We start from the raw sequence: 21,925 nt of genomic DNA, 5'->3' as shown, positions 1-21,925 counted from the left end.
GACATTCTGCGTAAGTCGGGGGTGACAAATCGTCCCCTTGGCCGTAAGCGGCGATTGACCCAAATCAAGGCACCAAGGGGGCGGGCTGCTCAGATAGCCCTGCCCAAGGGACCAAGACAGATGACCAGATACGACGACGCGCTCGACGCCAGCCTGCAACGCCTGCACGACGAAGGGCGCTATCGCACGTTCATCGATATTGCGCGGTCGCAGGGGCAATACCCGCACGCGGTCTGGACCAAGCCCGACGGGTCGCAGAAGGACATCACCGTCTGGTGCGGCAACGACTATCTGGGCATGGGCCAGCGCCCGGAGGTCCTGGCAGCAATGCATGAGGCGCTGGATGCGACCGGCGCGGGCTCGGGCGGCACGCGGAACATCTCGGGCACCACGGTCTGGCACAAGCGGCTTGAGGCAGAGCTGGCCGACCTGCATGGGAAAGAGGCGGCCCTGGTCTTCACGTCCGCCTACATCGCCAACGATGCGACGCTGTCGACCTTACGGGTGATCTTCCCCGGCCTCATCATCTATTCCGACGCGCTGAACCATGCGAGCATGATCGAAGGCGTCCGGCGCGGGGGCGGCGAGAAGCGGATCTTCCGGCACAACGACGTGGCCCATCTGCGCGAGCTTCTGGCCCAGGACGACCCGGCGGCGCCGAAGCTGATCGCCTTCGAATCGATCTATTCGATGGACGGCGACTTCGGGCCGATCAAGGACATCTGCGACCTGGCGCAGGAGTTCGGCGCGCTGACCTACCTGGATGAGGTCCACGCCGTCGGCATGTACGGCCCGCGTGGGGCAGGGGTGGCGGAACGCGACGGGCAGATGCACCGCGTCGACATCATCAACGGGACGCTCGCCAAGGCCTATGGCGTCTTCGGCGGCTACATCGCGGCCTCGGCGCGGATGGTGGATGCCATCCGCTCCTATGCGCCGGGGTTCATCTTCACCACCAGCCTGCCGCCCACGGTAGCTGCCGGCGCGGCGGCCAGCGTCCGCTTCCTGAAGGGCGAGGGCGGGGTCGCCTTGCGCGCCCAACACCAGACCCAGGCGCGCATCCTGAAGGCGCGGCTTCGCGCGTTGGGCCTGCCCTTCATCGACCATGGCAGCCACATCGTCCCGGTCCATGTCGGCAATCCGGTGCACTGCAAGCTGATCTCGGACATGCTGCTGGAAGACCACGGCATCTACGTCCAGCCGATCAATTTCCCCACCGTCCCGCGCGGCACGGAACGGCTGCGCTTCACGCCCTCGCCGGTGCACGGCCCGGGCGAAATCGACAAACTGGTGCGCGCGATGGATGCACTCTGGTCGCACTGTGCGCTGAATCGCGCCGAAGCGGTCGCCTGAGGCCCCTTGGCCTGTGGAAAACCTCTTGCCCTATGCTAGGGTTTGTCCAATAGAACAAGGCAGTGAGTCGCTGGGGAAGGCGGCCACGGTACAGGTGCACCGAAGGGGACAGCGGGCATATGATCGGTTGGAGGTCGAAACCTTCCACGACCGAAGAGGACAAGCCAAAAGGCTTTGACGACTTCGAGTTGCGCCTCGGCGATCTGATGCGGGGCGAACGCGCCACGCTGGGCAAGTCCCTGCTTGATGTCCAGCGTGAGTTAAAGATCAAGGCCACCTATATCGCCGCGATCGAAAACGCCGATCTTTCCGCCTTTGAAACCCCCGGATTCGTGGCAGGCTATGTCCGGTCCTACGCGCGCTATCTGGCGATGGACCCGGAATGGGCCTTCGAACGCTTCTGCGCCGAGGCCGGCTATTCCGTGTCGCACGGCTTATCCGCAGCCGCCGCGCCGCAGCAGATCGTCAAGGCCCGCGCCCGCCGTGACTTCGCCGATCCGCTTGCCGATCCCAATGCCAGCTTCATCCCGCGCGGCGAGGCGCTGTTCAGCGGTGTCGAACCCGGTGCCGTCGGCTCGATTGCTGTCCTGATCGCGCTGATCGGGGCCATCGGCTATGGCGGCTGGTCGGTCCTGCAGGAGGTTCAGCGCGTGCAGCTGGCCCCGGTGGACGAGGCCCCGACCGTGGTGGCCCAGATCGACCCCTTGTCGAATGTCGGGACCACTGCGCCGAACGTCGTGGCGACCCGTCCCGCCGAACCTGCCTCCGAGGCCATCGCCAGCGCCGAAGGCACCGCTTCTGTCGACGTGATGGACCGCCTGTATCGCCCACAGGCGCTGGACGTCCCCGTCCTGACCTCGCGCGATGGGCCGATTGCCGCGATCAACCCGCGTGAAGCCGGGGTCCTGGCAGAAGTGGCCGAGGCCGATGCTGTCGAAGCCGCGGTGGATGAGGCGCTGGGCAGCGAGGTCCAGGTCATCGCCGATGCCAAGGAAGGCGTCGAGGTGCTGGCCGTCCGCCCGTCCTGGGTGCGGGTGAATGCGGCTGACGGGACCGTGCTGTTTGAAAAGATCCTCGATGCGGGCGAACGCTATGTCGTGCCGTCCTTGGAAACCGCAGCCGTGTTCCGGACCGGCAATTCGGGGTCGATCTACTTTGTCGTCGATGGGGTTCCTTATGGCCCGGTCGCGCCTGGCGCTCAGGTGGTGAAGGACATCGCCCTGTCGCCCGAGGCGTTGACCCAGAGTTTCGCCCAGGCTGACCTGACTGCGGATCAGGACCTGGCGAATTTCGCGACGGCGGATGCATCTGACGTCGTGGCAGCGCCTGCGACCGAAGCAACCGACTGACCTGCCCCCATTGCCGGTTTCGGTGCCGCGGCCTATGCTGCGCGGGCAAGAACCGGAGCCGCTCACGATGACCCACAATCCCGTCCGCCCCTGGCGCAACATCGAGCGCAGGCCCTCGCGACAGATCCGGGTGGGCAAGGTGCTGGTGGGCGGGGATGCTCCGATCAGCGTGCAGACGATGACGAACACGCTGACCACCGACGTGGCGGCGACCATCGAACAGATCCAGCGCTGCGCGGTGGCCGGGGCGGATATCGTCCGGGTCTCCACGCCGGACGAAGACTCGACCCGCGCGCTGAAGGAAATCGTGGCGGAAAGCCCGGTCCCGATCGTCGCGGACATCCATTTCCACTACAAGCGCGCGATCGAGGCGGCAGAGGCAGGGGCAGCCTGCCTGCGGATCAACCCGGGCAACATCGGTGATGCCCGGCGAGTGGCCGAGGTGGTGAAGGCCGCAAAGGACCACGGCTGCAGCATCCGCATCGGGGTGAACGCGGGGTCCCTGGAACGGCATCTCTTGGAGAAGTACGGCGAGCCGTGCCCCGACGCGATGGTGGAATCCGGTCTCGACCACATCAAGCTGTTGCAGGACAACGATTTTCACGAATTCAAGATATCTGTGAAGGCATCCGATGTGTTCCTCGCCTCGGCCGCCTACCAGCAACTGGCCGGGGCCACCGACGCGCCGATCCATCTGGGGATCACCGAGGCCGGGGGGCTGGTCAGCGGCACGGTCAAGTCGGCCATCGGGCTGGGCCAGCTTCTGTGGTTCGGCATCGGCGACACGATCCGCGTCTCGCTGTCGGCGGACCCGGTGGAAGAGGTCAAGGTCGGCTACGAGATCCTGAAATCCCTCGGCCTGCGGCATCGCGGCGTCACGATCATCTCATGCCCCTCCTGCGCGCGGCAGGGGTTCGACGTCATCAAGACCGTCGCGACGCTGGAGGAGCGGCTGGCCCACATCACCACCTCGATGAGCCTGTCGATCATCGGCTGCGTGGTGAACGGCCCCGGTGAGGCGCTGATGACCGACATCGGCTTTACCGGTGGCGGGGCGGGGAAGGGGATGGTCTACCTTGCAGGCAAGCAGGACCACACGTTGTCCAACGACCGCATGATCGACCACATCGTCGACCTCGTGGAACAGAAGGCCGCCGAGATCGAGGCCGCGGAAAAGCTCGCCGCCGAATGAGCCGTCCGCCCGAGATCGTCCGCTGGCAGGACATCGAGCAGGACCCATGGTCCTATCCGGGCCGGACCGAGAAGATGGGCCGTGACGCGGACTACAGCACGCATTTCGGCTTTGACCTCTTCGGCGTCCACCATGTCAGGCTGGAACCCGGTCGGCGCACTTCGCTGCCGCATGCCGAAAGTAACGAGGACGAGTTCATCTTCGTGCTGGAAGGAACGCCCGATGTCTGGATCGACGGGCATCTGCACGCGCTGGCGCCGGGCGATGGCGTGGGGTTCAAGGCGGGCACTGGAGTCTCGCATACCTTCCTGAACAACAGCGCCGCCGAGGTCCGGCTGCTTGTGGTGGGCGACCGCAAACGTCCGGGGGGCCGTATCCTCTATCCGCTGGACCCGGACCGAAAGCCCCTGCGCAGCGACTGGTGGGATGACGCGCCGGAACGTGTGCTTGGGCCCCACGACGGGCTGCCCGCGAAAAGTCGCTAGAGACCGTCCGACGCTTGTCAGTGCGGGATCGACTTCGAGAAGAGGTTCACGATCAGGACGCCCACCAGAATGAAGGCCAGGCCAAGGATCGCGGCAAGGTCCAGCGACTGGCGATACCAGATCCAGGCGACCGCGCTGATGAGCACGATCCCCATGCCCGACCAGATCGCATAGACGACCCCGGTCGGCATCACCCTAAGGGGGTAGGATAGCAGCCAGAAGGCCACCGCATAGCCCGCAACGGCCATCACCGACGGCCAAAGCCGGGTAAAGCTTTCCGACCGGGCAAGCGCAGTGGTGGCCACGACTTCGGCCACGATGGCGGCCAAAAGGAAAAGGTAGGTTCGCGTCATGGGGACATCCGGATTCGCCAGTTCGCGCCATCCTGCTTCCCAAGGGCTGCCAAGTCGAGCAAGCGGCAGGAACGCCGCGCGGGTCCGTGGCTTTTCGGTCAGCCGCCCGCGCGCACTTCCGCAACGAAGTCCTGCATCACATCCAGAGGCGCATAGCCGCGCATCACCCCGTCCCCCATCACAAAGGCCGGCGTGCCGTTGATCTCCATCTCGGTGGCGAGAGCATGGTTGTCCTGGATCACCCGCATCACCTCGGGCGCGTCCATCCGGTCGAGGATCGGCTGGGCCTCCAGCCCCAGGTCCCCGGCCAGCCGCGCGAGCGTGTCAGAGGTCGGCTCGCCCCGCAAGGACATGAGTGCGTCGTGTACCTTGGCGTAAGCCTCGTCGCCATGCAGCTGCCGGACCGCGATCGCGAACTGCGCCGAGACCAGCGACGCCTCGCCCAGGATCGGGAACTCCTTGACGACAAAGCGGATATTGCCGTCGGCCTCGATCAGTTTCTCGACCTCTGCATAGGCCTTGCGGCAATAGCCGCAGCGATAGTCCATGAACTCGACCAGGGTGATGTCACCGTTCGGGTTGCCGCCGACCCAGTCGTTCGGGTTGTTAAAGATCCTGTCGTTGTGGGTCGACACCATCTGCACGTCGCGGAGGAGCGCCGCCGCATCCTCGCGCGCCTGCAGGATGTCCATCGCCTCGACCAGCAATTCCGGGTTTTCCAGCAGATAGGCGCGGATCTCGTCGCGGAGGGCCTGCCGTTCGGCATCGGTCATGGTCGCGGGCTTGTCTTCGGCAAGTGCCGGAACACTGGCAAGACCAGCGATCAGGCCAAGGGCAAGGCGGTTCATGGGGTCTCCTGCAGGCCGTGACTGGCGGGCGCGAGGATAGGGGCGGGGGCAAGGCGTGACAAGCCGCTCGCCGCTTTGTGATCCCGCTGCCACGGCGGCAGCGTCGGGGACGGGCGCGGAATTTACTTCTGCCCGGCACAGGGGGATAAGTCCGCCATGACCCTGCGCGCGCTTGTCTTCCTGTTCGTCCTTTTGTCCCTGCCGCTGCGGGCCGAGGAGCTGTCGGCGCTCGCCCGGGTCGATCCGATGCGGTCCGCTCTGGTGGCGACGGGCGAGGGGCTGGAGCTGCGGCTTGGGCTTAGCCAGCCGGTGCCCTGGCGTGTGCGGATGCTGGACAACCCGCCCCGCCTGGTCATCGACACGCGCGAGGTGGACTGGGCCGGCGCCGAAGTGCTGGCCCTGGTGCGCCCGGCGCTGGCGATGCGGGCAGGGTCCTTCCGTCCCGGCTGGTCGCGGCTGGTCCTGGAACTGGATGGCCCCTACCAGCTGGCCCGGGCCGAGATGACCACCGGGACCGCCGTGCGCATCGACCTGGCGCTGGCCAGGACCGACGCCGAAACCTTTGCGCGTGAGGCTGCGCGTCCTGACCTGCCGGAATGGGGCCTGCCGGCCGCTGCCGACCTCTCGGCGCCGCAGCCCCAAGGCGCAGGGCCCGTTGTCATCGTGCTTGACCCCGGCCACGGCGGGATTGACCCCGGGGCCGAACGCGACGGGCAAAGCGAGGCCGCGCTGATGCTGACCTTTGCGCGGGAACTGAAAGAGGCACTGCTGCGCGACGGCCGGTTCCAGGTGGTGATGACGCGCGACGAAGACATCTTCGTGCCTTTGGAAACCCGCACCTCGATCGCACGCGAGGCAGAGGCGGACCTGTTCCTGTCGCTCCACGCCGACGCCCTGACCGAAGGCGATGCGCAGGGGGCGACGATCTACACGCTGGCCGATGAGGCCTCGGATGCCGCCTCGGCGGCGCTGGCGGAACGGCATGACCGTGACGACCTGCTGGCCGGGGTCGACCTGACCGAACAGGACGATGTGGTGGCCGAGGTCCTGATGGACATGGCCCGGGTCGAGACGCAGCCCCGCACCGACCGGCTGGCCAAGGCCGTGGTGGGCGCGATCAAGGCGGCCGAGATCCGGATGCACCGGCGCCCGCACCAGCAGGGGGGATTTTCCGTGCTGAAGTCCCCTGACATTCCCTCGGTGCTTCTGGAAGTGGGGTTCCTGTCGTCGGATCGCGACTTCAAGCGGCTGTCCGACCCGGCCTGGCGGGCCAAGCTGGCCGAGGCGGTGGTGCAGGGCATCATCACCTGGTCGGTCGAGGATGCGGCCTTGCGGGGCACGGGAAACCCGTGAGGCCCGCAAAAGCCCGCCTGCGCCGGGACTTGTGACCGGCCAAGGTTTTGACGCGGGCGCGCGTCTGCTATACTGCGGGACGAAATCGGAAGGGGTTTTGGGTGCTACGCTTCGTCGGGAACGTGTTGGGCGGGATCTTCTCCTTCGTCACGCTGGGGCTGGTCTTTGCTGCGCTGACGCTGGGCGGCATCTTCTACATGTACTCCCGCGACCTGCCGAGCCATGAGAATCTGGCGCAATACACCCCCGCGACGATCAGCCGGATCTATTCCGGCGAGGGCCGGATCATCGACGAATTTGCCCAGGAACGGCGGCTGTTCGTCGCCAGCGATGACATTCCCGACCTCGTCAAGCACGCCTTCATCAGCGCCGAGGACAAGAATTTCTACAAGCACCACGGCTATGACACCCGCGGCATGGTCGCGGCGCTGGTCGAGGCGGTGCAAAGCCGCGGCCAAAGCATGCGCGGGGCCTCGACGATCACCCAGCAGGTGATGAAGAACTTCCTCCTCGACGGCTCGCGGTCGGTGGAACGGAAGATCAAGGAAATCATCCTGGCCACCCGGCTGGAGCAGACCCTGTCCAAGGACAAGATCCTGGAGCTGTACCTGAACGAGATCTTCCTCGGCCAGAACTCCTATGGCGTGGCGGCGGCGGCGCAGACCTATTTCAACAAGCCCCTCAGCGAGCTTGCCCCGCATGAGGCGGCGATGCTGGCCGCGATGCCGCAGGCGCCGGGCAAGTACCATCCGGTGACCGCCAAGGAACGGGTGACAGAGCGGCGGAACTACGTCCTGCGCGAGATGTGGCAGAACGGCTATATCGACGAGGCGACCTATCTGGCCGAGAAGGAGCTGCCGCTTCTGTCGGTGCAGAACGGCGATTTCGAGGCCTTCCGCGACGCCCTGCCGCCGCGCGACTATTTCACCGACGAAATCCGCCGCCAGCTGTCGGGCGTCTTCGGCGAAGAGGAATTCTTCTCGGGCGGCCTGACGATCCGCGCGACCGTCGACCCCGAGCTGCAGAAGGCCGCCGCCGAGGCGTTGCGTCGGGGCCTGGAACAGTACGACCGCAATCAGGGTGTCTGGCGCGGCACCGGCAAGACCCTTCCGGCCGAGGTGCTGGGCGATGAGGCCTCCTGGCGCGACGCTCTGGCCAAGGTCGAGGTCCCGCGCGACGTGGAAAGTTGGTTCCCTGCCGTGGTGCTGGAAGTCGGCGAAACCGCCGCCCGGATCGGCATCGAAGGGGTGATGGACGACGAGGACGGCCATTTCATCCCGGCCGAGGACGTGACCTGGGCGAGGAAGCGGCTGGAGGGCGGCGAGCTGAGTTCGAAAGCCAAGGTCGCCGGTGACCTCGTCTCGGTCGGCGACGTGGTCCTCGTGCGCGCGGTGACGAACGACGATGGCACCTTCAACCGCTGGTCGCTGCGCCAGGTGCCGGAAGTGCAGGGCGCCTTCATGGCGATGGACGTGAACACCGGCCGCGTGCTGGCGATGCAGGGCGGGTTCTCCTATCAGGACTCGGTCTTCAACCGCACCACCCAGGCCACGCGCCAGCCGGGCTCCAGCTTCAAGCCCTTCGTCTATGCCGCCGCGCTGGATTCGGGCTTCACCCCTGCGACCATCGTCGTCGACGCGCCCATCGAGATCGACACGCCGCAGGGTCTTTGGACGCCGAAGAACGCGTCCGGCAAGTATTACGGGCCGACGCCGCTCCGCACCGGGATCGAACAGTCGCGGAACCTGATGACGATCCGGATCGCGCAGGAAATCACCATGCAGACCGTCGCCGGTTATGCCGAACGCTTTGGCGTCTATGACCGGATGGGGCCGTTCCTGGCAAACTCCCTGGGCGCGCAGGAGACGACGCTCTTCAAGATGGTCGCCGCCTACGCCATGTTCGCGAACGGCGGCGAACGGGTGGAGCCCACCCTTGTTGACCGCGTGCAGGACCGGTTCGGCAAGACGATCTACCGCCATGACCAGCGCGTCTGCGAGGATTGCGGCAACCCGACGCTGCCGCCGGGGCAGGGGGTCAGCATCGACACCAACCGCGAGCGTGTGATGAACGCCATCACCGCCTACCAGCTGACCAGCATGATGGAAGGCGTGGTCCAGCGCGGCTCGGCCAGCCGGTTGAACCTGCCGGTGCCGATTGCCGGCAAGACCGGGACGACGAACGACGCCAAGGACGTCTGGTTCATCGGCTATTCCTCGAACATCGTCGCGGGCTGCTATATCGGCTTTGACCAGCCGCGCACGCTGGGCGAAAGCGCCTTCGGCGGCACGCTTTGCGTCCCGGTCTTTCAGGACTTCATGGAGGACGCGATCAAGAAATACGGCGGCGGTGAGTTCAAGGTCCCCCCCGGCGGCTATTTCCGCAAGATCGACCGTTTCTCGGGCATGCCCTTGCCCGATGACGCCACCGGCGACAACGTCGTGGCCGAATATTTCCGCGAGGGAGAAGAGGCGCTGGTCGGCCTCGGCCTCGTCGTCGACGGCGGCTTTGCCATGGGGGAAAACCTGCCCCTCTTCGCCTATGGCGAGGGCGAGGGCGGTGGTGACCAGGGCACCACGGTCACCAACTCGGAAGGCGAGACGGTCGTCGTGCCGAAGAAGGCCGATTTCGGCACCGTCTCCTCCGGCGGGCTTTACTGACCCCTCTGCGCCACCTGGGCCGCGCCCTTGCCGGGGCGCGGTCAAACCCTTATGACCCCTGCCCAAGACCAAGACAGGACCCGATCCCATGCGCGCCGAAACCCAAGGCTATGTAGAAGCCATCGAGAAGACGCTGAAGCTTCTGGCGCAGCGGATGGACTGGGAAACCGCGCCGCACCGGCTGGAAGAGTTCGACGCCATGATCGAAGCGCCGGACCTGTGGAACGACCCTGCCAAGGCGCAAAAGCTGATGCGCGACCGCCAGGCGCTGATGGATGCGGTGGCGGCCTACAAGCTGATCGACAGCGGGCTGAAGGACAATGTCGAGCTGATCGAACTGGGCGAGGCCGAGGGCGACGCCGAAATCGTGAAGGAGGCCGAGGCGGCGCTTGCGGACCTGGTGAAGGTCGCCGAGGCGAAGGAGCTTGAGGCGTTGCTGGATGGCGAGGCCGACGGCAACGACACGTTCCTTGAAATCAACGCGGGCGCCGGCGGCACCGAAAGCTGTGACTGGGCCTCGATGCTGGCGCGGATGTATGTCCGCTGGGCCGAAGCGCACGGCTTCACCGTGGAACTGCAGTCCGAAAGCGAAGGCGACGGCGCGGGGATCAAGTCGGCCAGCTACAAGATCAGCGGCAAGAACGCCTATGGCTGGCTGAAGACCGAAGCCGGGGTGCACCGGCTGGTTCGCATCTCGCCCTATGACTCCGCGGCCCGTCGCCATACCTCTTTCTGCTCGGTCTGGGTCTACCCGGTGGTCGACGACAACATCGAGATCGAGGTCCAGGACAAGGACATCCGCATCGACACCTTTCGCTCCTCGGGCGCGGGCGGCCAGCACGTGAACAAGACCGACTCCGCCGTGCGGATCACCCACTTCCCGTCCGGAATCGTGGTGACCTCCTCGCTGAAATCCCAGCACCAGAACCGCGACATCGCGATGAAGGCGCTGAAGTCGCGGCTTTACCAGCAAGAGCTTGACCGCCGGAACGCCGCCATCAACGAGGCGCATGAGAACAAGGGCGATGCGGGTTGGGGAAACCAGATCCGGTCCTATGTCCTCCAGCCCTACCAGATGGTGAAGGACCTGCGGACGGGCTATGAGACTTCGGACACACAGGGCGTGCTGAACGGCGACCTTGACGGGTTCATGGCCGCGACGCTCGCGCTGAACGCCTCCGGCAAGAAGCGGGGCGAGATCGCGGACGTCGATTGACGCAGGTCAAGGCGGCTCCGGCCCGGGCCCGTAGCCTTGCGGGATGAGCGACAGGCACCCCACAGCCCCCGAAGTGAACGAGGTCGACGCCTCAGACCTCCGCGCCAGCCTTGCGGCCGGATGGCAGGACTTTCGCCGCGCGCCTCTCCTCGGGGCGGTCTTTGCGGCGGTCTATGTGCTTGGCGGCTGGCTGATCCTTTGGGCGATGACGACCAAGGGCCAGGTCTGGTGGACGCTGCCCGCCAGCGCGGGCTTTCCGATCCTTGGACCGTTCATCGCCTGCGGCTTCTACGAAATCTCCCGCAGGCTGGAGGCTGGGCAGCCGCTGGTGGCATCGGAAATCTTCGGCGTGGTCTTCCGCCAGAAGGACCGCCAGATCCCGGCCATCGCGGCGGTGATCGTGGTCTACTTTCTGTTCTGGAACTTCCTGTCGCACATGATTTTTGCGCTGTTCCTGGGGAACGCGACGATGACCAATGTCTCATCCTCGCTGGCCGTGTTCCTGTCACCCGAAGGCTTGGCAATGCTGGCCTTCGGCACGGCAGTGGGCGCGGCCTTCGCGACGCTTCTGTTCAGCCTGACTGTCGTCAGCCTGCCGATGCTGCTGGACCGCGAGGTGGATTTCGTGACCGCGATGCTGACCAGTTTCGCGCTGGTGAAGGAGAATCCGGCGGTGATGCTGGGCTGGGGGCTTCTGATTGCGGTGTGCCTCTTCGTCGGCATGATCCCCGGATTCCTTGGCCTGTTCCTCGTCCTGCCGCTCTTCGGGCACGCCAGCTGGCACCTTTACCGCCGCGCGATCACCTGACCGGACGGGCCACCAGCAGGGCCAAGACGGCGGCCAGCGCCGCCATCAGCGCTGCCACCAGCGCCACCGTCCCAAAAGCCGCGCCAGTTGCCGCAAGGTGCTCCGCCCCCGTGCCCGCGACCCCGAACCCTGGGCTCCCCGGCCCGTAGGCATCAGCAGCCATCCGCCCCAGCAGCGCCACCGCGATCAGCCCCGCGACCCGCGCCACCGCGTTGTTCACGCCCGAGGCTGCGCCCTGTTCGCCATCCTCGGCCCCCTGCATCGCGGCTGCGGTCAGAGGCGCGACGACAAGGCCAAGCCCCAGGCCCGCCATCGCGGTGAAGGGAACCACATGGGTCCAGAACTGCCCGTCCGGCGCAAAGTGCCAGAGGCCCGCATAGGCCACCGCCACCAGCGCCGAGCCCGCCGCCATCAGTGGCCCCGCGCCCCAGCGGTCGGCCATCCGGCCAGCGGGTGCGGACAGGACGCCGATCAGGATGGAAATCGGCAGGAAGGCCGCCGTCACCTCCAGCGCCGTCACGCCCCAGGCGGTGACGGCGGTCATCGGCAGGTAGAACATCACCCCGTTCAGCGCGAAGTACAGGACGAAGGTCACTACATTCGTCACCGCCAGGGTCCGGTTGCGGAACAGGCCCAGCCGTAGCATCGGGGCAGGGGCCACGGCTTCCCAGACGACAAAGGCAATCAGGCTGGCGACAGCGGCAAGGGCGATCCAGCCGGGCGCAGCCGCATCGGTCAGAGCCCAGGCCATCAGGCCCAGCCCCAGCGTCGCCAGCCCCGCGCCGGGCAAGTCGACCCGAACCCCGGGCTTGCCGATATCGCCCGGCGTGCGGCCACGGACCAGCCACAGCGCGACCAGGCCCAGTGGCAGGTTCAGCGCGAAGACCAGACGCCAGCCCAGCTCTCCGCCCCAAGTCACGAACATGCCGCCCAGAACCGGCCCCAACGCCGTGGTCAGGGTCGAGGCGGCGGCCCAAAGACCCAGCGCCCGACCGCGTTCGTCCCGCGGATAGGCGCGCGAGATCATCGCCATCGACCCCGGCACCATCATCGCCGCGCCGACGCCCTTTACGGCGCGGGCAGCGATCATCTGCTCGGGCGTCGCCGCAAAGGCACAGGCGAGCGATCCGCCGACAAAGATCAAGATGCCCAGCGAAAAGATCCGCGCGATGCCGAACCGGTCGCCCATCGCGCCCCCGACCAGGACCAGCGAGGATAAAGCCAGCAGGTAGGCGGCGTTGATCCACTGCGCTTGCGGCAGGCTTGCCCCCAAGGCCTCGCGCATTGCGGGCAGGGCGATCGAGGTCACGGACGAGTCGATGAACCCCATCGACGAGGCCAGGATCGCGGCCCAGAGGATGATCCGGCGGTCGGCATCCGCACAGAAGGAAACGGGCACCGGAGTGCCCTCCGATGCCCGCGAAAGCGTCATGGATAAGGGGCTTTACTCGGCGTCTGCAGCCGGAGTGTCCAGCCGCACGGTACCGGCGGGGCTGCGGCCGTTAGCCAGCGGGTCTTCCTGCCGCTGCACTGACCCTTCGAAATGCGCACCAGACTCGATGGCGATGGTCTTGTGGATGATGTCGCCCTCAACCCGCGCGGTCGAGGTCAGGCGGACCTTCAGGCCACGGACCCGGCCAATGACGCGGCCATTGACGACGATGTCGTCGGCCACGATCTCGCCGCGGATGGTGGCGCTTTCGCCGACCGTCAGCAGATGGGCACGGATGTCGCCCTCAACGGTGCCCTCGACCTGGATGTCTCCGGTGGTCCGCAGGTTGCCGACCACGGTCAGGTCCGACGACAGCACCGAGGCCCCCGCCTTGCCCTTCGGAGCGGTGGGGGTGAAGTCCATCGTGGGCTTGGTCATCGGGGTCTCCGGGGCTTTGGGCTTGTCGGCCTCGGCCTTCGGGCCCGGCTCGTTGATGCGGCTCTTAGAAAACATTCTTCGCTGCCTTTATGAAGGTCATCGGGTTTACCGCTTCACCGCCAAGGCGAACCTCGTAGTGAAGGTGGGTGCCGGTGGACCGGCCTGAATTGCCCATATCACCGATCCGGTCGCCGCGCGAGACCCTTTGGCCGACCTCGACCCGGATCTGGCTTAAGTGGGCATAGCGGGTTTCCACACCGAAATCGTGCCGGATCTTGACCAGGCGGCCATAGCCGTTGTCCCAGCCGGCGTGCACCACAACGCCATCGGCGGTGGCATAGATCGGCGTGCCGTAGCTGCCCGCCATATCGGTGCCCTCGTGCATCCGGGTGCCCGCGCCCTTGGGGTCGCGGCGATAGCCGAAACCGCTCGTCCAGCGGAAGCTGTCCTTGACCGGCATCGCGAAGGGCAGCTTGAAGGCCGCGATCCGGTACATGTTCATCCGGTCCAGCCCGTTCAGGATCGTGTTCGCCCGCACCTCTTCCGGCGAGAGGACCCCGCCGGAGGTCGAGAAGGTGATCGGCGTCAGCGGACCGCCCTGGCCGGAGTAGCCCTCGCGCACCGCGCCGATCAGGTCCTCGGGCGACATGCCCGCCTCGCGGAACATGTTGTCCAGCGGTTCGACCGAGATCGTCAGCGCCTCTTCCAGCTTGGTGAAGATGGCGTCGTTGCGCAGTTCCAGCGCTTCCTTGGCATCGGCGATCAGGCGCGCTTCCTCGCGTGCGGCTTCGGCCTCGGCAATTTCCTCGTTGCGCTCCTCGGCCGCCTCGCCCAGGGCGCCGGTCAGGAACTCCAGCGTCGCCATCGTGTCCGCGGCCCGCCCGGCCTCGGTCGCGCCGCCGTTCTGTTCGTTCAGCGCCAGCGTGACCTGTTCCAATTCGGCGCGTGCCGCGTCGCGTTCCTTGATCGTCTCGCGCAGGGTGTCCTGGATCGCCTCGATCCCGGTCTCCAGCTCACGCCGCCGGTCTTCGGACGCGAGCAGCCGCTCCTGCATCTCGGACACCTGGGTCAGCGCGATGTTGAACCTTTCCTGCGCCCGCACGGCCTCTTCGGCGCGCAGGTCGCGGTCGGACGACAGCGCGTTCAGCCGCTGTTCGTACAAAGCCTGCTGGCGCACCGACTGTTCGCGGGCCGATCCGGCGCCGATCGAGTCCATCATGATCAGCGCGGTGGCGACGATGGTCCAAGCCAGCGCCAGCGTCCCACCAACCAGCGCGATGATCTGCGTGGCAGGGCGCAGGCGGATAAAGCGGGTTTCGGTGTCGGATTTCAGGAACAGCCGTTGCTCGGGAAAGTGCCGCTCAAGGCTTTGGTGGAAGCGATAGGCTAGGCGATTCAGCACGTTGGGGTCATCCGTTCATAGCCTTGGCAGAGGCTTCGCTACGTTGCCCCAAGACGCTGTGCCCCGGGCCTGCCCTGATTATCCACACGGTTACAGGGCCGCAACAATTTTGACCATGTTAAGGGTTTTTCCGCATGGTGCAGGCTTTTCATCGGCAAGAAACCGCCGATCAAGCCGCCGTTTCGGCCAGCGGCCAGTAGAAGTCGGGCGGAAGGCCGGCGTCCGCGCGCTTTTCCTCGTTGAACGGCGGCTTTAGCGATCCGTGGAAATACTGCCGGACCAGGCGGTGGAACACCTCTTTCGGGTCGGTCCCCTCGCGCCCGCACAGCCAGTTGAACCATTTCGAGCCATAGGCGACATGCGCGACCTCTTCGGCATAGATCACCTCCAGCGCGGCCAGCGCCTGGGTCTCGCGATGCTTGCGGAAGATGTCGATCATGCCGGGCGTCACGTCCAGGCCGCGCGCCTCCAGTACCATCGGCACGACGGCGAGCCGACCGAGCAAGTCGCCCGCCGTGTCTTCCGCCGCGCGCCACATGCCCTGATGGGCGGGCAGCGCGCCGTAATGGCTGCCCATCGCCGCAAGACAATCGCAGATCAGGTTGAAATGCTTGGCTTCCTCGTCCGCCGACTTCACCCAGTCGTCGTAGAAGCCTAGGGGCATCGGCTGGTCGGCGAAGCGGGCGATGATGTCCCAATGCAGGTCGACGGCGTTCAACTCGATATGCGCGACGGCATGGAGCAGCGCGATCCGGCCTTCGGGTGAGCCGGGGCGGCGGCGGGGGACGTCCTTCGGCGCCAGAAGCTCGGGCTTTTCCGGCCGGGCGGGGCGCAACGGAGGCTCGGCGTGACCGATGGGCAGGGGCTGGCCCGCCGCGCGGGCGGCGAACCAGGTGGCGGCGTGCTTGCGCCCGAGTGCCGTCTTGGCGCGGCCATCCGCGGTGGTCAGCACCTCCACCGCCATCTCTGCCAGGCTTTGCGTCATCGCGTGTCTTCCCCGGGTCCACAATTCTTCTGCGAAGAATTGCTGCCCCGATTTTTCGCAGAAAAATCGTGCCCTTACAACGCCTGCGCTGCCGCCAGCACCTCGTCGGCATGGCCCTTGACGCTGACCTTGTTCCAGACCCGCGCCACGGTGCCGGTGCCGTCGATCAGCACGGTCGTGCGTTCGATCCCCATGTAGGTCTTGCCGTACATGCTCTTCTCCAGCCAGACGCCGTAATCTTCCGAGGTATGCCCGGTCTCGTCCGAGGCCAGGATGATCCCGCCCAACCCATGTTTCTTGCAGAACTTGTCGTGGGACTTCACGCTGTCCTTCGACACCCCGATCACCGTGGTGCCTGCCGCCGCAAAGTCGGCATGGCGGGCGTTGAAATCCTGCGCTTCCAGCGTGCAGCCGGGGGTGTCGTCCTTGGGATAGAAGTACAACACCACCTTGCCGGGCTGCAGGCTGGAAAGCGTCACGGTTCCGCCGCCATCGCGGGGCAGGGTGAAGTCGGGGGCGGTCTGTCCTTGGGAAATCATGCGCGGCTCCTTGCCCGATCAGGGGCTTGTCAGGGATTGTGACTTTCCATCTAGCGGATGATCCGCAAAGATAAAGGTGCATCGTGGAAGGTGCATCGTGGACTTGGGGGGTTCGCGACGGGCGGGGAACATGCCGTAGGGCAGGCCGGGCAGCGGGGCAGAAGAAGAAAAATGCAGGACCAGTCTGCGGGCTTGGAAGACGGGGCTGACCCCGTTGCCGCGCCGCCGCGACCAAGGCTGCCGCTTCTGCGTTTAGGCCGGGCGGACCGGGCGGAAGCGGAACCCGAGGTGCCACCCGTTCGACGGCGTCCCGCGCGGCGCGGCCGGCTTTCCCTCACCGTTGTGGTGACGCTGGTCCTGCTGGCGCTGGCCTTCGGCTATCTGACGCTGGCCTATACCGGCAAGACCTTGCGCTTTCCGGTCTGGGGCGTGGCGCAGATCGAGGAGCAGCTGAACGAAAGCCTGGCCTCGGCCCGCCTGCCGAAAGGCTCTGCCCTGTCGCTCGGGGCGGTGGAACTGGCGGTGGACCGCGATTTCGTGCCCCGTTTCCGGCTTGAGGACATCCGCCTGCTCGACGGCAATGGCCGGTCGCTCCTGGCCCTGCCCGAAGCGACGCTGGCCTTTGATCCGACGGCTCTGTTATCCGGCAAGGTCCGGCCCAGCCAACTGCGGCTGACCGGCGCGCGGATCGCGATCCGCCGCGACGAAAATGGCCGGATCGACCTGCAACTCGACAGCCGCGCCCCGGGTGCCGCCCCAAGGGACATTGATGCCGTGCTGGCCGAGGTGGAGCGGGTGTTCGCGACCCCTGCGCTAAGCGCCTTGCAGACGATCGAGGTCGAGGGGCTGACCTTGAACCTCACCGACGACCGCGCCGGGCGCAGCTGGGAGGTGGGCGATGGCCGCCTGGTCATTCAGAACGACGCGGACGCGATCGCGGCCGAACTTGGGGTGACGCTCTTGGACGGGACCGACCCGGCCCAGGCCGTGCTGCGGCTGGTGTCGGACAAGGATGCCAAGACCGCGCAACTGACCGCCAAGGTCGACAACATCGCCGCGACCGACCTTGCCGCCATGGCCCCGCCGCTGGCCTTCCTGGGTTTCGTCGACGCGCCGATCTCGGGCCAGCTGGAGGCACGGCTGGACGACAGCGGCAGTTTCGCGGGCCTGTCCGGCACCTTGGGCCTTGCGGCGGGTAACCTTGCCCCCGGTCGCGGGGCGCGGCCCGTGGCCTTTGACCGGGCCTCGCTGTCCTTGTCCTATGATCCTGCCAGCGCGCGGATCCAGCTGGCGAATCTTTCCGTCGAAAGCGCCTCGCTGCGGCTGACCGCGCGTGGGCATGGCGACCTGCTGGACCCGACCGGTGCGCCTCTGGCGGCGGGCGATTTGCCCGCCAGCATTCAGACCCAGATCGCCTTCGAACAGGTGATGGTCGATCCCGAAGGCCTGTTCGAGGCCCCGGTCGACTTTGGCCAGGGCGCGCTGGACCTACGCCTCAGGCTCGACCCATTCCGTGCCGACATCGGGCAGCTGTCGCTGGTCGAGGGCGACGAGAGGCTCCTCCTCTCCGGCTCCGTGGCACCCGAGGCGGGGGGCTGGGGCGGGGCACTGGACCTGCGGTTGAACCAGATCGCGACCGACCGGCTGTTGAAAGTCTGGCCGGTCTCGGTCGTGCCGAGGACGCGCGCCTGGTTCGGCGACAACGTGGGGCAGGGCCAGTTGACCGACGTCCAGGCAGCGCTTCGCCTGACGCCCGGCGCGCAGCCCCGCTTCACCCTGTCCTACGAATTCCTCGACACCGAGGTCCGCTTTGTCCGCACCCTGCCGCCGATCCTGAATGGTCGCGGCCACGCCACGCTGGATAACCTCACCTACACTGTCGCGCTGGACCAGGGCCATGTCATCGCCCCCGAAGGCGGCTGGATCGAGGCCGACGGGACGGTGTTCCAGATCCCCGACATCACCCAGCGCCCGGCCACGGCCAAGGTCGACCTCGTCACCTCGGCCAGCCTGACCGCGACCCTATCGCTTCTCGACCAGGAACCGTTCAGCTTCTTTTCCAAGGCCGGGCAGCCCTACAACCTGGGCGACGGGCGGGCCGACCTGACTGCGACGATCCTGATGCCGATGAAGCCGAAGATCCCGTTCGAAGAGGTGAACTTCACCGTCGCGGGCACGATCCACGACTTCACCTCGCCCGCGCTGGTGCCGGGCCGCATCCTGACCGCGCCCGAGGTGCAGGTCGCTGTCACCACCGATGGCCTCCAGCTGTCCGGCAAGGGCAAGTTGGACCGGATGCCGATCGACCTGACCTACCTGCAGGGCTTCGGGCCGGAACAGAAGGGCCGCGCGCGCGTCAACGGGACGGTCACGCTCTCCGACGCGATCCTGCGCGACTTCGGGCTCGACCTGCCGCCAGGCTCGGTCAAGGGCGAGGGGCCGGCGGCGATCGACGTGGCGCTCGTCAAGGACCAGCCGCCGCAACTGACGCTGACCTCGAACCTCACCGGTCTCTCGCTGCGTCTGGATGCGCTTGGCTGGTCCAAGGGGGCCAAGACCAAGGCCGCGCTTGACCTTGAGGCGCGGCTGTCGCGCGAACCCGTGGTGGAACGCCTGACCCTGAAGGCCCCGGGGCTGGAGGCGCGGGGCCGGATCACCACGCGCGAAGGCGGCGGCCTCGACACCGCCGAATTCGAGAGGGTGGTGGCGGGCGACTGGCTGGATGCCCCGGTCACCCTGACCGGGCGCGGCAAGGGTGCGGCGCTGGATGTCGCGGTCACCGGCGGCACGCTGGACATGCGGCGGATGCCGGAGGGCGGGGGCGGCGGGGACAGCGGCCCGGTCACCGTCCGCCTCGACGCCCTGCGCATTTCCGACGGCATCCGCCTGACCGACTTCCGCGGCGAGTTCGGCTCGAACGGCGGGTTCAACGGCAGCTTCGTTTCCGGCGTTAACGGCAGCGGGCAGATTTCGGGAACGGTCGTGCCGATGCAGAACGGCAGCGCGGTCCGCATCCTGTCGGACAATGCCGGGGCCGTCATGGCGGCGGCGGGCATCTTCGACCAGGGCCGCGGCGGCAGCCTCGACATGTCGCTGGTCCCGCGCGGGCCCAAGGGCGAATACAATGGCCTTGCCACTTTCACCCGGATGCGCATCCAGGGCGCCCCCGCCTTGGCCGAGCTTTTGTCGGCCATCTCCGTCGTGGGCCTTCTGGAACAGATGAACGGCGAAGGCCTCGCCTTCAACAATGGCGAGGTGAGCTTTGTCCTGACGCCCAAGGCCGTGGAAATCAGCCAGGGCTCGGCCGTCGGCGCTTCGCTTGGCATTTCCTTCGCGGGCCTCTATCTGACCGACAGTCGGCAGATCGACCTGCAAGGGGTGATCTCGCCGATCTATCTGGTCAACGGGGTGGGACAGATCCTGACACGGCGCGGCGAGGGACTTTTCGGCTTCAACTACCGGCTCACCGGCACGACCGGCGATCCCAACGTCTCGGTCAACCCGCTGTCGGTGCTGACCCCCGGCATGTTCCGCGAGCTGTTCCGTCAGCGCCCGCCCAATCTGAAGGACACCGAAAGGGCCTCGGGCGGATGAAGCTGTCCGATTTCGACTTCGACCTGCCGGAAAGCCTGATCGCCACCCGCCCCGCCAAGCCCCGCACCTCGGCGCGGCTCTTGCTGGCGGAAGGCGACCGGATCAGTGACCGGCATGTCTTTGATCTGGTGGACATCTTCCGCCCCGGCGACCGGCTGGTCCTGAACAACACCAAGGTGCTGCCCGCGCGCCTGTTCGGCACCCGCCAGCGCGGGGAGGCGGTGGCCAAGGTCGAAATCACGCTGCTGGAGCCCCGCGCTGTCGGCTGGCGAGCGCTGGCCAAGCCGCTGCGCAAGGTCCAGCCGGGCGAGGTGATCCGCTTTTCCGACCGGCTGTCCGCGACGGTCGCCGAGAAGTCGGAAACTGACCTCGTGCTCACATTCGATCTGAGCGGCGACGACTTCGACGCGGCCTTGGCTGAGGCGGGCGTGATGCCATTGCCGCCCTATATCGCTGCCAAGCGCGCCGCCGATGACCAGGACCGCACCGATTACCAGACGGTCTTTGCCCGCCATGCCGGGGCGGTAGCTGCCCCCACGGCGAGCCTGCATTTCGACGAGGACCTGCTGCAGCGCCTTGCCGCGAAAGGCGTCGACTTCACCGAAGTCACGCTCCACGTCGGCGCGGGCACCTTCCTGCCGGTCAAGGTCGAGGACGTGACCACCCACAAGATGCACGCCGAATGGGGCCGGGTCTCGGCGGCGGCGGCGGATGAGATCAACGCGACGAAATGGGCAGGGGGCCGGGTGATTCCCGTGGGCACCACCGCGCTGCGGCTGATCGAAAGTGCCGCGGCTGCGGACGGCACCCTGCAGCCGTGGGAGGGCGAAACCGACATCTTCATCTACCCCGGCTACCGGTTCCGGGTGACCGACGCGCTGATGACGAACTTCCACCTGCCGAAGTCGACGCTGATGATGCTGGTCTCCGCCCTGATGGGCGAGGCGCGCATCCGCAGGGTCTATGCCCATGCGATCCGCGAAGGGTATAGGTTCTTCAGTTACGGCGACAGCTCGCTTCTGGTCCCTAACGGCTAAGGACGAAGCCCAGCCAGTCGCCCCGGTCCCGCCCGCGCGGGGCAAGGTCCAGCGTGGCCCGGTCGCAGGGCTGGAAGCCGCAGGCCGCAAGCAGCCGGGCCGAGGCGCGGTTCTCGGGATGCACGCGCGCAGTGAAACGGGTGATCTGCGGCGCGGTGATCTTCTGGCGGTCCAGGAACCGGGTGACCATCTGCCGCCCCAGCCCCTTGCCGCGATGCGCCGCGCCGATCCAGTAGCTTACTTCGCCCGAGGTCGGGTCCGCGCCGAACTCCAGCCGCACCTGACCCACCGGCTGCGCGCCCAGCGTGGCGACGCGCACCTTGTGATGCGCGCCTTCCGTCGACAGCGCGATCAGCGCCCGCGCCATATCGTCGTCGATCCGGCCCGGCTGTTCTTCCAGCATCCACGACCAGAGGACCGGATCATTCATGAGAGCGCGGTAGATGGCCAGGTCATCCTCGACCCAGACCCGCAGGGTCAGCGTTTCGGGCCGGGGGTAGACCGTGGTGCCGGTGATCTGCTTGTGCAGGGGCAGCCGGCTCACCTGCCAGGACAGTGGTGGGGCGGTGTCCTCTTCCGCCTCGTCAACGTGATGCACCCAGCCCTGCTGCAAAGGGCAATAGGCCAGCGGCAGCCCTGCGGCCCGTGCCCGAGCAAGTTCGCCCGCATCCAGAACGCCCGCAAAGCGGCTGCGAAGACTCCGGTCGGTCTGGTCGGCCATGGCGTCTCTCCACATTCTGTGTTTCGTGCTAGGTGGGAAGTGGCGCCGGGAATTCAACCAGTGTACCCGACACAATTCCTGCGTGATGTGGAAACAGTCCGCCGACCCGGACCGCCCGGCTTGCGCTGCGTCGGAACTTCGGGCAGTCACGCGCAATATT

18 protein-coding genes are annotated in these 21,925 nt (G+C 66.7%); 10 read left to right on the top strand and 8 right to left on the bottom strand.

Annotated elements, in window-relative coordinates:
• The first annotated feature begins 120 nt into the window (after window positions 1-120).
• The 4 genes from hemA to AC2EAL_RS17690 all read left to right on the top strand — a co-directional run bounded on the left by hemA (window position 121) and on the right by AC2EAL_RS17690 (window position 4,379).
• Window positions 121-1,353 carry a 5-aminolevulinate synthase gene (hemA, locus tag AC2EAL_RS17705; RefSeq protein ID WP_484725558.1) on the top strand — a complete coding sequence of 411 codons (1,233 nt, stop codon included), beginning with the start codon at window positions 121-123 and terminating at the stop codon, window positions 1,351-1,353.
• A 119-nt stretch (window positions 1,354-1,472) separates the two neighbouring features.
• Window positions 1,473-2,702 (top strand): helix-turn-helix domain-containing protein, encoded by a 1,230-nt coding sequence (locus AC2EAL_RS17700; RefSeq protein ID WP_484725557.1) that lies wholly within the window; start codon window positions 1,473-1,475, stop codon window positions 2,700-2,702.
• A gap of 67 nt (window positions 2,703-2,769) precedes the next feature.
• Window positions 2,770-3,894, top strand: coding sequence for a flavodoxin-dependent (E)-4-hydroxy-3-methylbut-2-enyl-diphosphate synthase (gene ispG, locus AC2EAL_RS17695; protein ID WP_484725556.1), 1,125 nt, complete (start codon window positions 2,770-2,772; stop codon window positions 3,892-3,894).
• On the top strand, window positions 3,891-4,379 hold the full coding sequence (locus AC2EAL_RS17690; RefSeq protein ID WP_484725555.1) for a cupin domain-containing protein: 489 nt from the start codon (window positions 3,891-3,893) through the stop codon (window positions 4,377-4,379). The genes ispG and AC2EAL_RS17690 overlap by 4 nt, the downstream gene beginning before the upstream one ends.
• 17 nt (window positions 4,380-4,396) lie before the next feature.
• Here AC2EAL_RS17690 and AC2EAL_RS17685 read toward each other — a convergent pair whose 3' ends face one another.
• Both AC2EAL_RS17685 and AC2EAL_RS17680 read right to left on the bottom strand, forming a co-directional pair.
• Entirely contained in the window at window positions 4,397-4,732 is a 336-nt protein-coding gene (locus AC2EAL_RS17685) for an SMR family transporter (RefSeq protein ID WP_484725554.1), read from the bottom strand.
• A gap of 98 nt (window positions 4,733-4,830) precedes the next feature.
• Window positions 4,831-5,580, bottom strand: coding sequence for a DsbA family protein (locus AC2EAL_RS17680; RefSeq protein WP_484725553.1), 750 nt, complete (start codon window positions 5,578-5,580; stop codon window positions 4,831-4,833).
• Between the two features lie 156 nt (window positions 5,581-5,736).
• Between AC2EAL_RS17680 and AC2EAL_RS17675 the strand changes: the two genes are divergently transcribed.
• The 4 genes from AC2EAL_RS17675 (at window position 5,737) to AC2EAL_RS17660 (ending at window position 11,617) form a co-directional block, all read left to right on the top strand.
• The gene (locus tag AC2EAL_RS17675; protein WP_484725552.1) at window positions 5,737-6,933 is read left to right on the top strand and encodes an N-acetylmuramoyl-L-alanine amidase; all 1,197 of its coding nucleotides are present in this window, start codon (window positions 5,737-5,739) and stop codon (window positions 6,931-6,933) included.
• 101 nt (window positions 6,934-7,034) lie between these two features.
• Window positions 7,035-9,593: a penicillin-binding protein 1A gene (locus tag AC2EAL_RS17670; RefSeq protein WP_484725551.1), complete on the top strand. Its 2,559-nt coding sequence runs from the start codon at window positions 7,035-7,037 to the stop codon at window positions 9,591-9,593.
• An 88-nt stretch (window positions 9,594-9,681) separates the two neighbouring features.
• Complete coding sequence (prfB, locus tag AC2EAL_RS17665) at window positions 9,682-10,809, top strand: peptide chain release factor 2 (RefSeq protein ID WP_484725550.1); 1,128 nt, start codon at window positions 9,682-9,684, stop codon at window positions 10,807-10,809.
• A 43-nt stretch (window positions 10,810-10,852) separates the two neighbouring features.
• Entirely contained in the window at window positions 10,853-11,617 is a 765-nt protein-coding gene (locus tag AC2EAL_RS17660) for a DUF2189 domain-containing protein (protein WP_484725549.1), read from the top strand.
• Here the strand turns inward: AC2EAL_RS17660 and AC2EAL_RS17655 are convergent.
• The 5 genes from AC2EAL_RS17655 to AC2EAL_RS17635 all read right to left on the bottom strand — a co-directional run bounded on the left by AC2EAL_RS17655 (window position 11,610) and on the right by AC2EAL_RS17635 (window position 16,413).
• Complete coding sequence (locus AC2EAL_RS17655; RefSeq protein ID WP_484725548.1) at window positions 11,610-13,016, bottom strand: MFS transporter; 1,407 nt, start codon at window positions 13,014-13,016, stop codon at window positions 11,610-11,612. The two genes, AC2EAL_RS17660 and AC2EAL_RS17655, sit on opposite strands and share 8 nt — an antisense overlap.
• Before the next feature lie 45 nt (window positions 13,017-13,061).
• Window positions 13,062-13,562 carry a bactofilin family protein gene (locus AC2EAL_RS17650; protein WP_484725547.1) on the bottom strand — a complete coding sequence of 167 codons (501 nt, stop codon included), beginning with the start codon at window positions 13,560-13,562 and terminating at the stop codon, window positions 13,062-13,064.
• A complete protein-coding gene (locus AC2EAL_RS17645) occupies window positions 13,552-14,889 on the bottom strand; it encodes a DUF5930 domain-containing protein (RefSeq protein WP_484725546.1) in 1,338 nt (445 codons plus the stop codon). Before AC2EAL_RS17645 ends, AC2EAL_RS17650 begins: the two co-directional genes overlap by 11 nt.
• 169 nt (window positions 14,890-15,058) lie before the next feature.
• Window positions 15,059-15,874, bottom strand: a complete 816-nt coding sequence (locus AC2EAL_RS17640) for a ferritin-like domain-containing protein (RefSeq protein WP_484725545.1) — start codon at window positions 15,872-15,874, stop codon at window positions 15,059-15,061.
• A gap of 74 nt (window positions 15,875-15,948) precedes the next feature.
• The gene (locus tag AC2EAL_RS17635) at window positions 15,949-16,413 is read right to left on the bottom strand and encodes a peroxiredoxin (RefSeq protein ID WP_484725544.1); all 465 of its coding nucleotides are present in this window, start codon (window positions 16,411-16,413) and stop codon (window positions 15,949-15,951) included.
• Window positions 16,414-16,584: 171 nt separating this feature from the next.
• Here AC2EAL_RS17635 and AC2EAL_RS17630 point away from each other — a divergent pair, with 171 nt between their 5' ends.
• Window positions 16,585-20,007: an AsmA-like C-terminal region-containing protein gene (locus tag AC2EAL_RS17630; RefSeq protein WP_484725543.1), complete on the top strand. Its 3,423-nt coding sequence runs from the start codon at window positions 16,585-16,587 to the stop codon at window positions 20,005-20,007.
• Window positions 20,004-21,044 carry a tRNA preQ1(34) S-adenosylmethionine ribosyltransferase-isomerase QueA gene (gene queA / locus AC2EAL_RS17625; protein ID WP_484725542.1) on the top strand — a complete coding sequence of 347 codons (1,041 nt, stop codon included), beginning with the start codon at window positions 20,004-20,006 and terminating at the stop codon, window positions 21,042-21,044. The genes AC2EAL_RS17630 and queA overlap by 4 nt, the downstream gene beginning before the upstream one ends.
• Here queA and AC2EAL_RS17620 read toward each other — a convergent pair.
• The gene (locus tag AC2EAL_RS17620) at window positions 21,034-21,765 is read right to left on the bottom strand and encodes a GNAT family N-acetyltransferase (RefSeq protein ID WP_484725541.1); all 732 of its coding nucleotides are present in this window, start codon (window positions 21,763-21,765) and stop codon (window positions 21,034-21,036) included. The genes queA and AC2EAL_RS17620 overlap by 11 nt on opposite strands.
• Between the last annotated feature and the right edge of the window lie 160 nt (window positions 21,766-21,925).

It is taken from the genome of Tabrizicola sp. T74 (genome assembly GCF_057219935.1).
Note: the sequence above shows the minus strand (reverse complement) of the source record. Positions and strands in the feature narration are given on the sequence as shown.

Coding starts and splice junctions, on each gene's coding strand:
- hemA (WP_484725558.1), top strand. CDS start 121: ATGACCAGATACGACGACGCGCTCGACGCCAGCCTGCAACGCCTGCAC.
- AC2EAL_RS17700 (WP_484725557.1), top strand. CDS start 1,473: ATGATCGGTTGGAGGTCGAAACCTTCCACGACCGAAGAGGACAAGCCA.
- ispG (WP_484725556.1), top strand. CDS start 2,770: ATGACCCACAATCCCGTCCGCCCCTGGCGCAACATCGAGCGCAGGCCC.
- AC2EAL_RS17690 (WP_484725555.1), top strand. CDS start 3,891: ATGAGCCGTCCGCCCGAGATCGTCCGCTGGCAGGACATCGAGCAGGAC.
- AC2EAL_RS17685 (WP_484725554.1), bottom strand. CDS start 4,732: ATGACGCGAACCTACCTTTTCCTTTTGGCCGCCATCGTGGCCGAAGTC.
- AC2EAL_RS17680 (WP_484725553.1), bottom strand. CDS start 5,580: ATGAACCGCCTTGCCCTTGGCCTGATCGCTGGTCTTGCCAGTGTTCCG.
- AC2EAL_RS17675 (WP_484725552.1), top strand. CDS start 5,737: ATGACCCTGCGCGCGCTTGTCTTCCTGTTCGTCCTTTTGTCCCTGCCG.
- prfB (WP_484725550.1), top strand. CDS start 9,682: ATGCGCGCCGAAACCCAAGGCTATGTAGAAGCCATCGAGAAGACGCTG.
- AC2EAL_RS17660 (WP_484725549.1), top strand. CDS start 10,853: ATGAGCGACAGGCACCCCACAGCCCCCGAAGTGAACGAGGTCGACGCC.
- AC2EAL_RS17650 (WP_484725547.1), bottom strand. CDS start 13,562: ATGTTTTCTAAGAGCCGCATCAACGAGCCGGGCCCGAAGGCCGAGGCC.
- AC2EAL_RS17640 (WP_484725545.1), bottom strand. CDS start 15,874: ATGACGCAAAGCCTGGCAGAGATGGCGGTGGAGGTGCTGACCACCGCG.
- AC2EAL_RS17635 (WP_484725544.1), bottom strand. CDS start 16,413: ATGATTTCCCAAGGACAGACCGCCCCCGACTTCACCCTGCCCCGCGAT.
- AC2EAL_RS17630 (WP_484725543.1), top strand. CDS start 16,585: ATGCAGGACCAGTCTGCGGGCTTGGAAGACGGGGCTGACCCCGTTGCC.
- queA (WP_484725542.1), top strand. CDS start 20,004: ATGAAGCTGTCCGATTTCGACTTCGACCTGCCGGAAAGCCTGATCGCC.
- AC2EAL_RS17620 (WP_484725541.1), bottom strand. CDS start 21,765: ATGGCCGACCAGACCGACCGGAGTCTTCGCAGCCGCTTTGCGGGCGTT.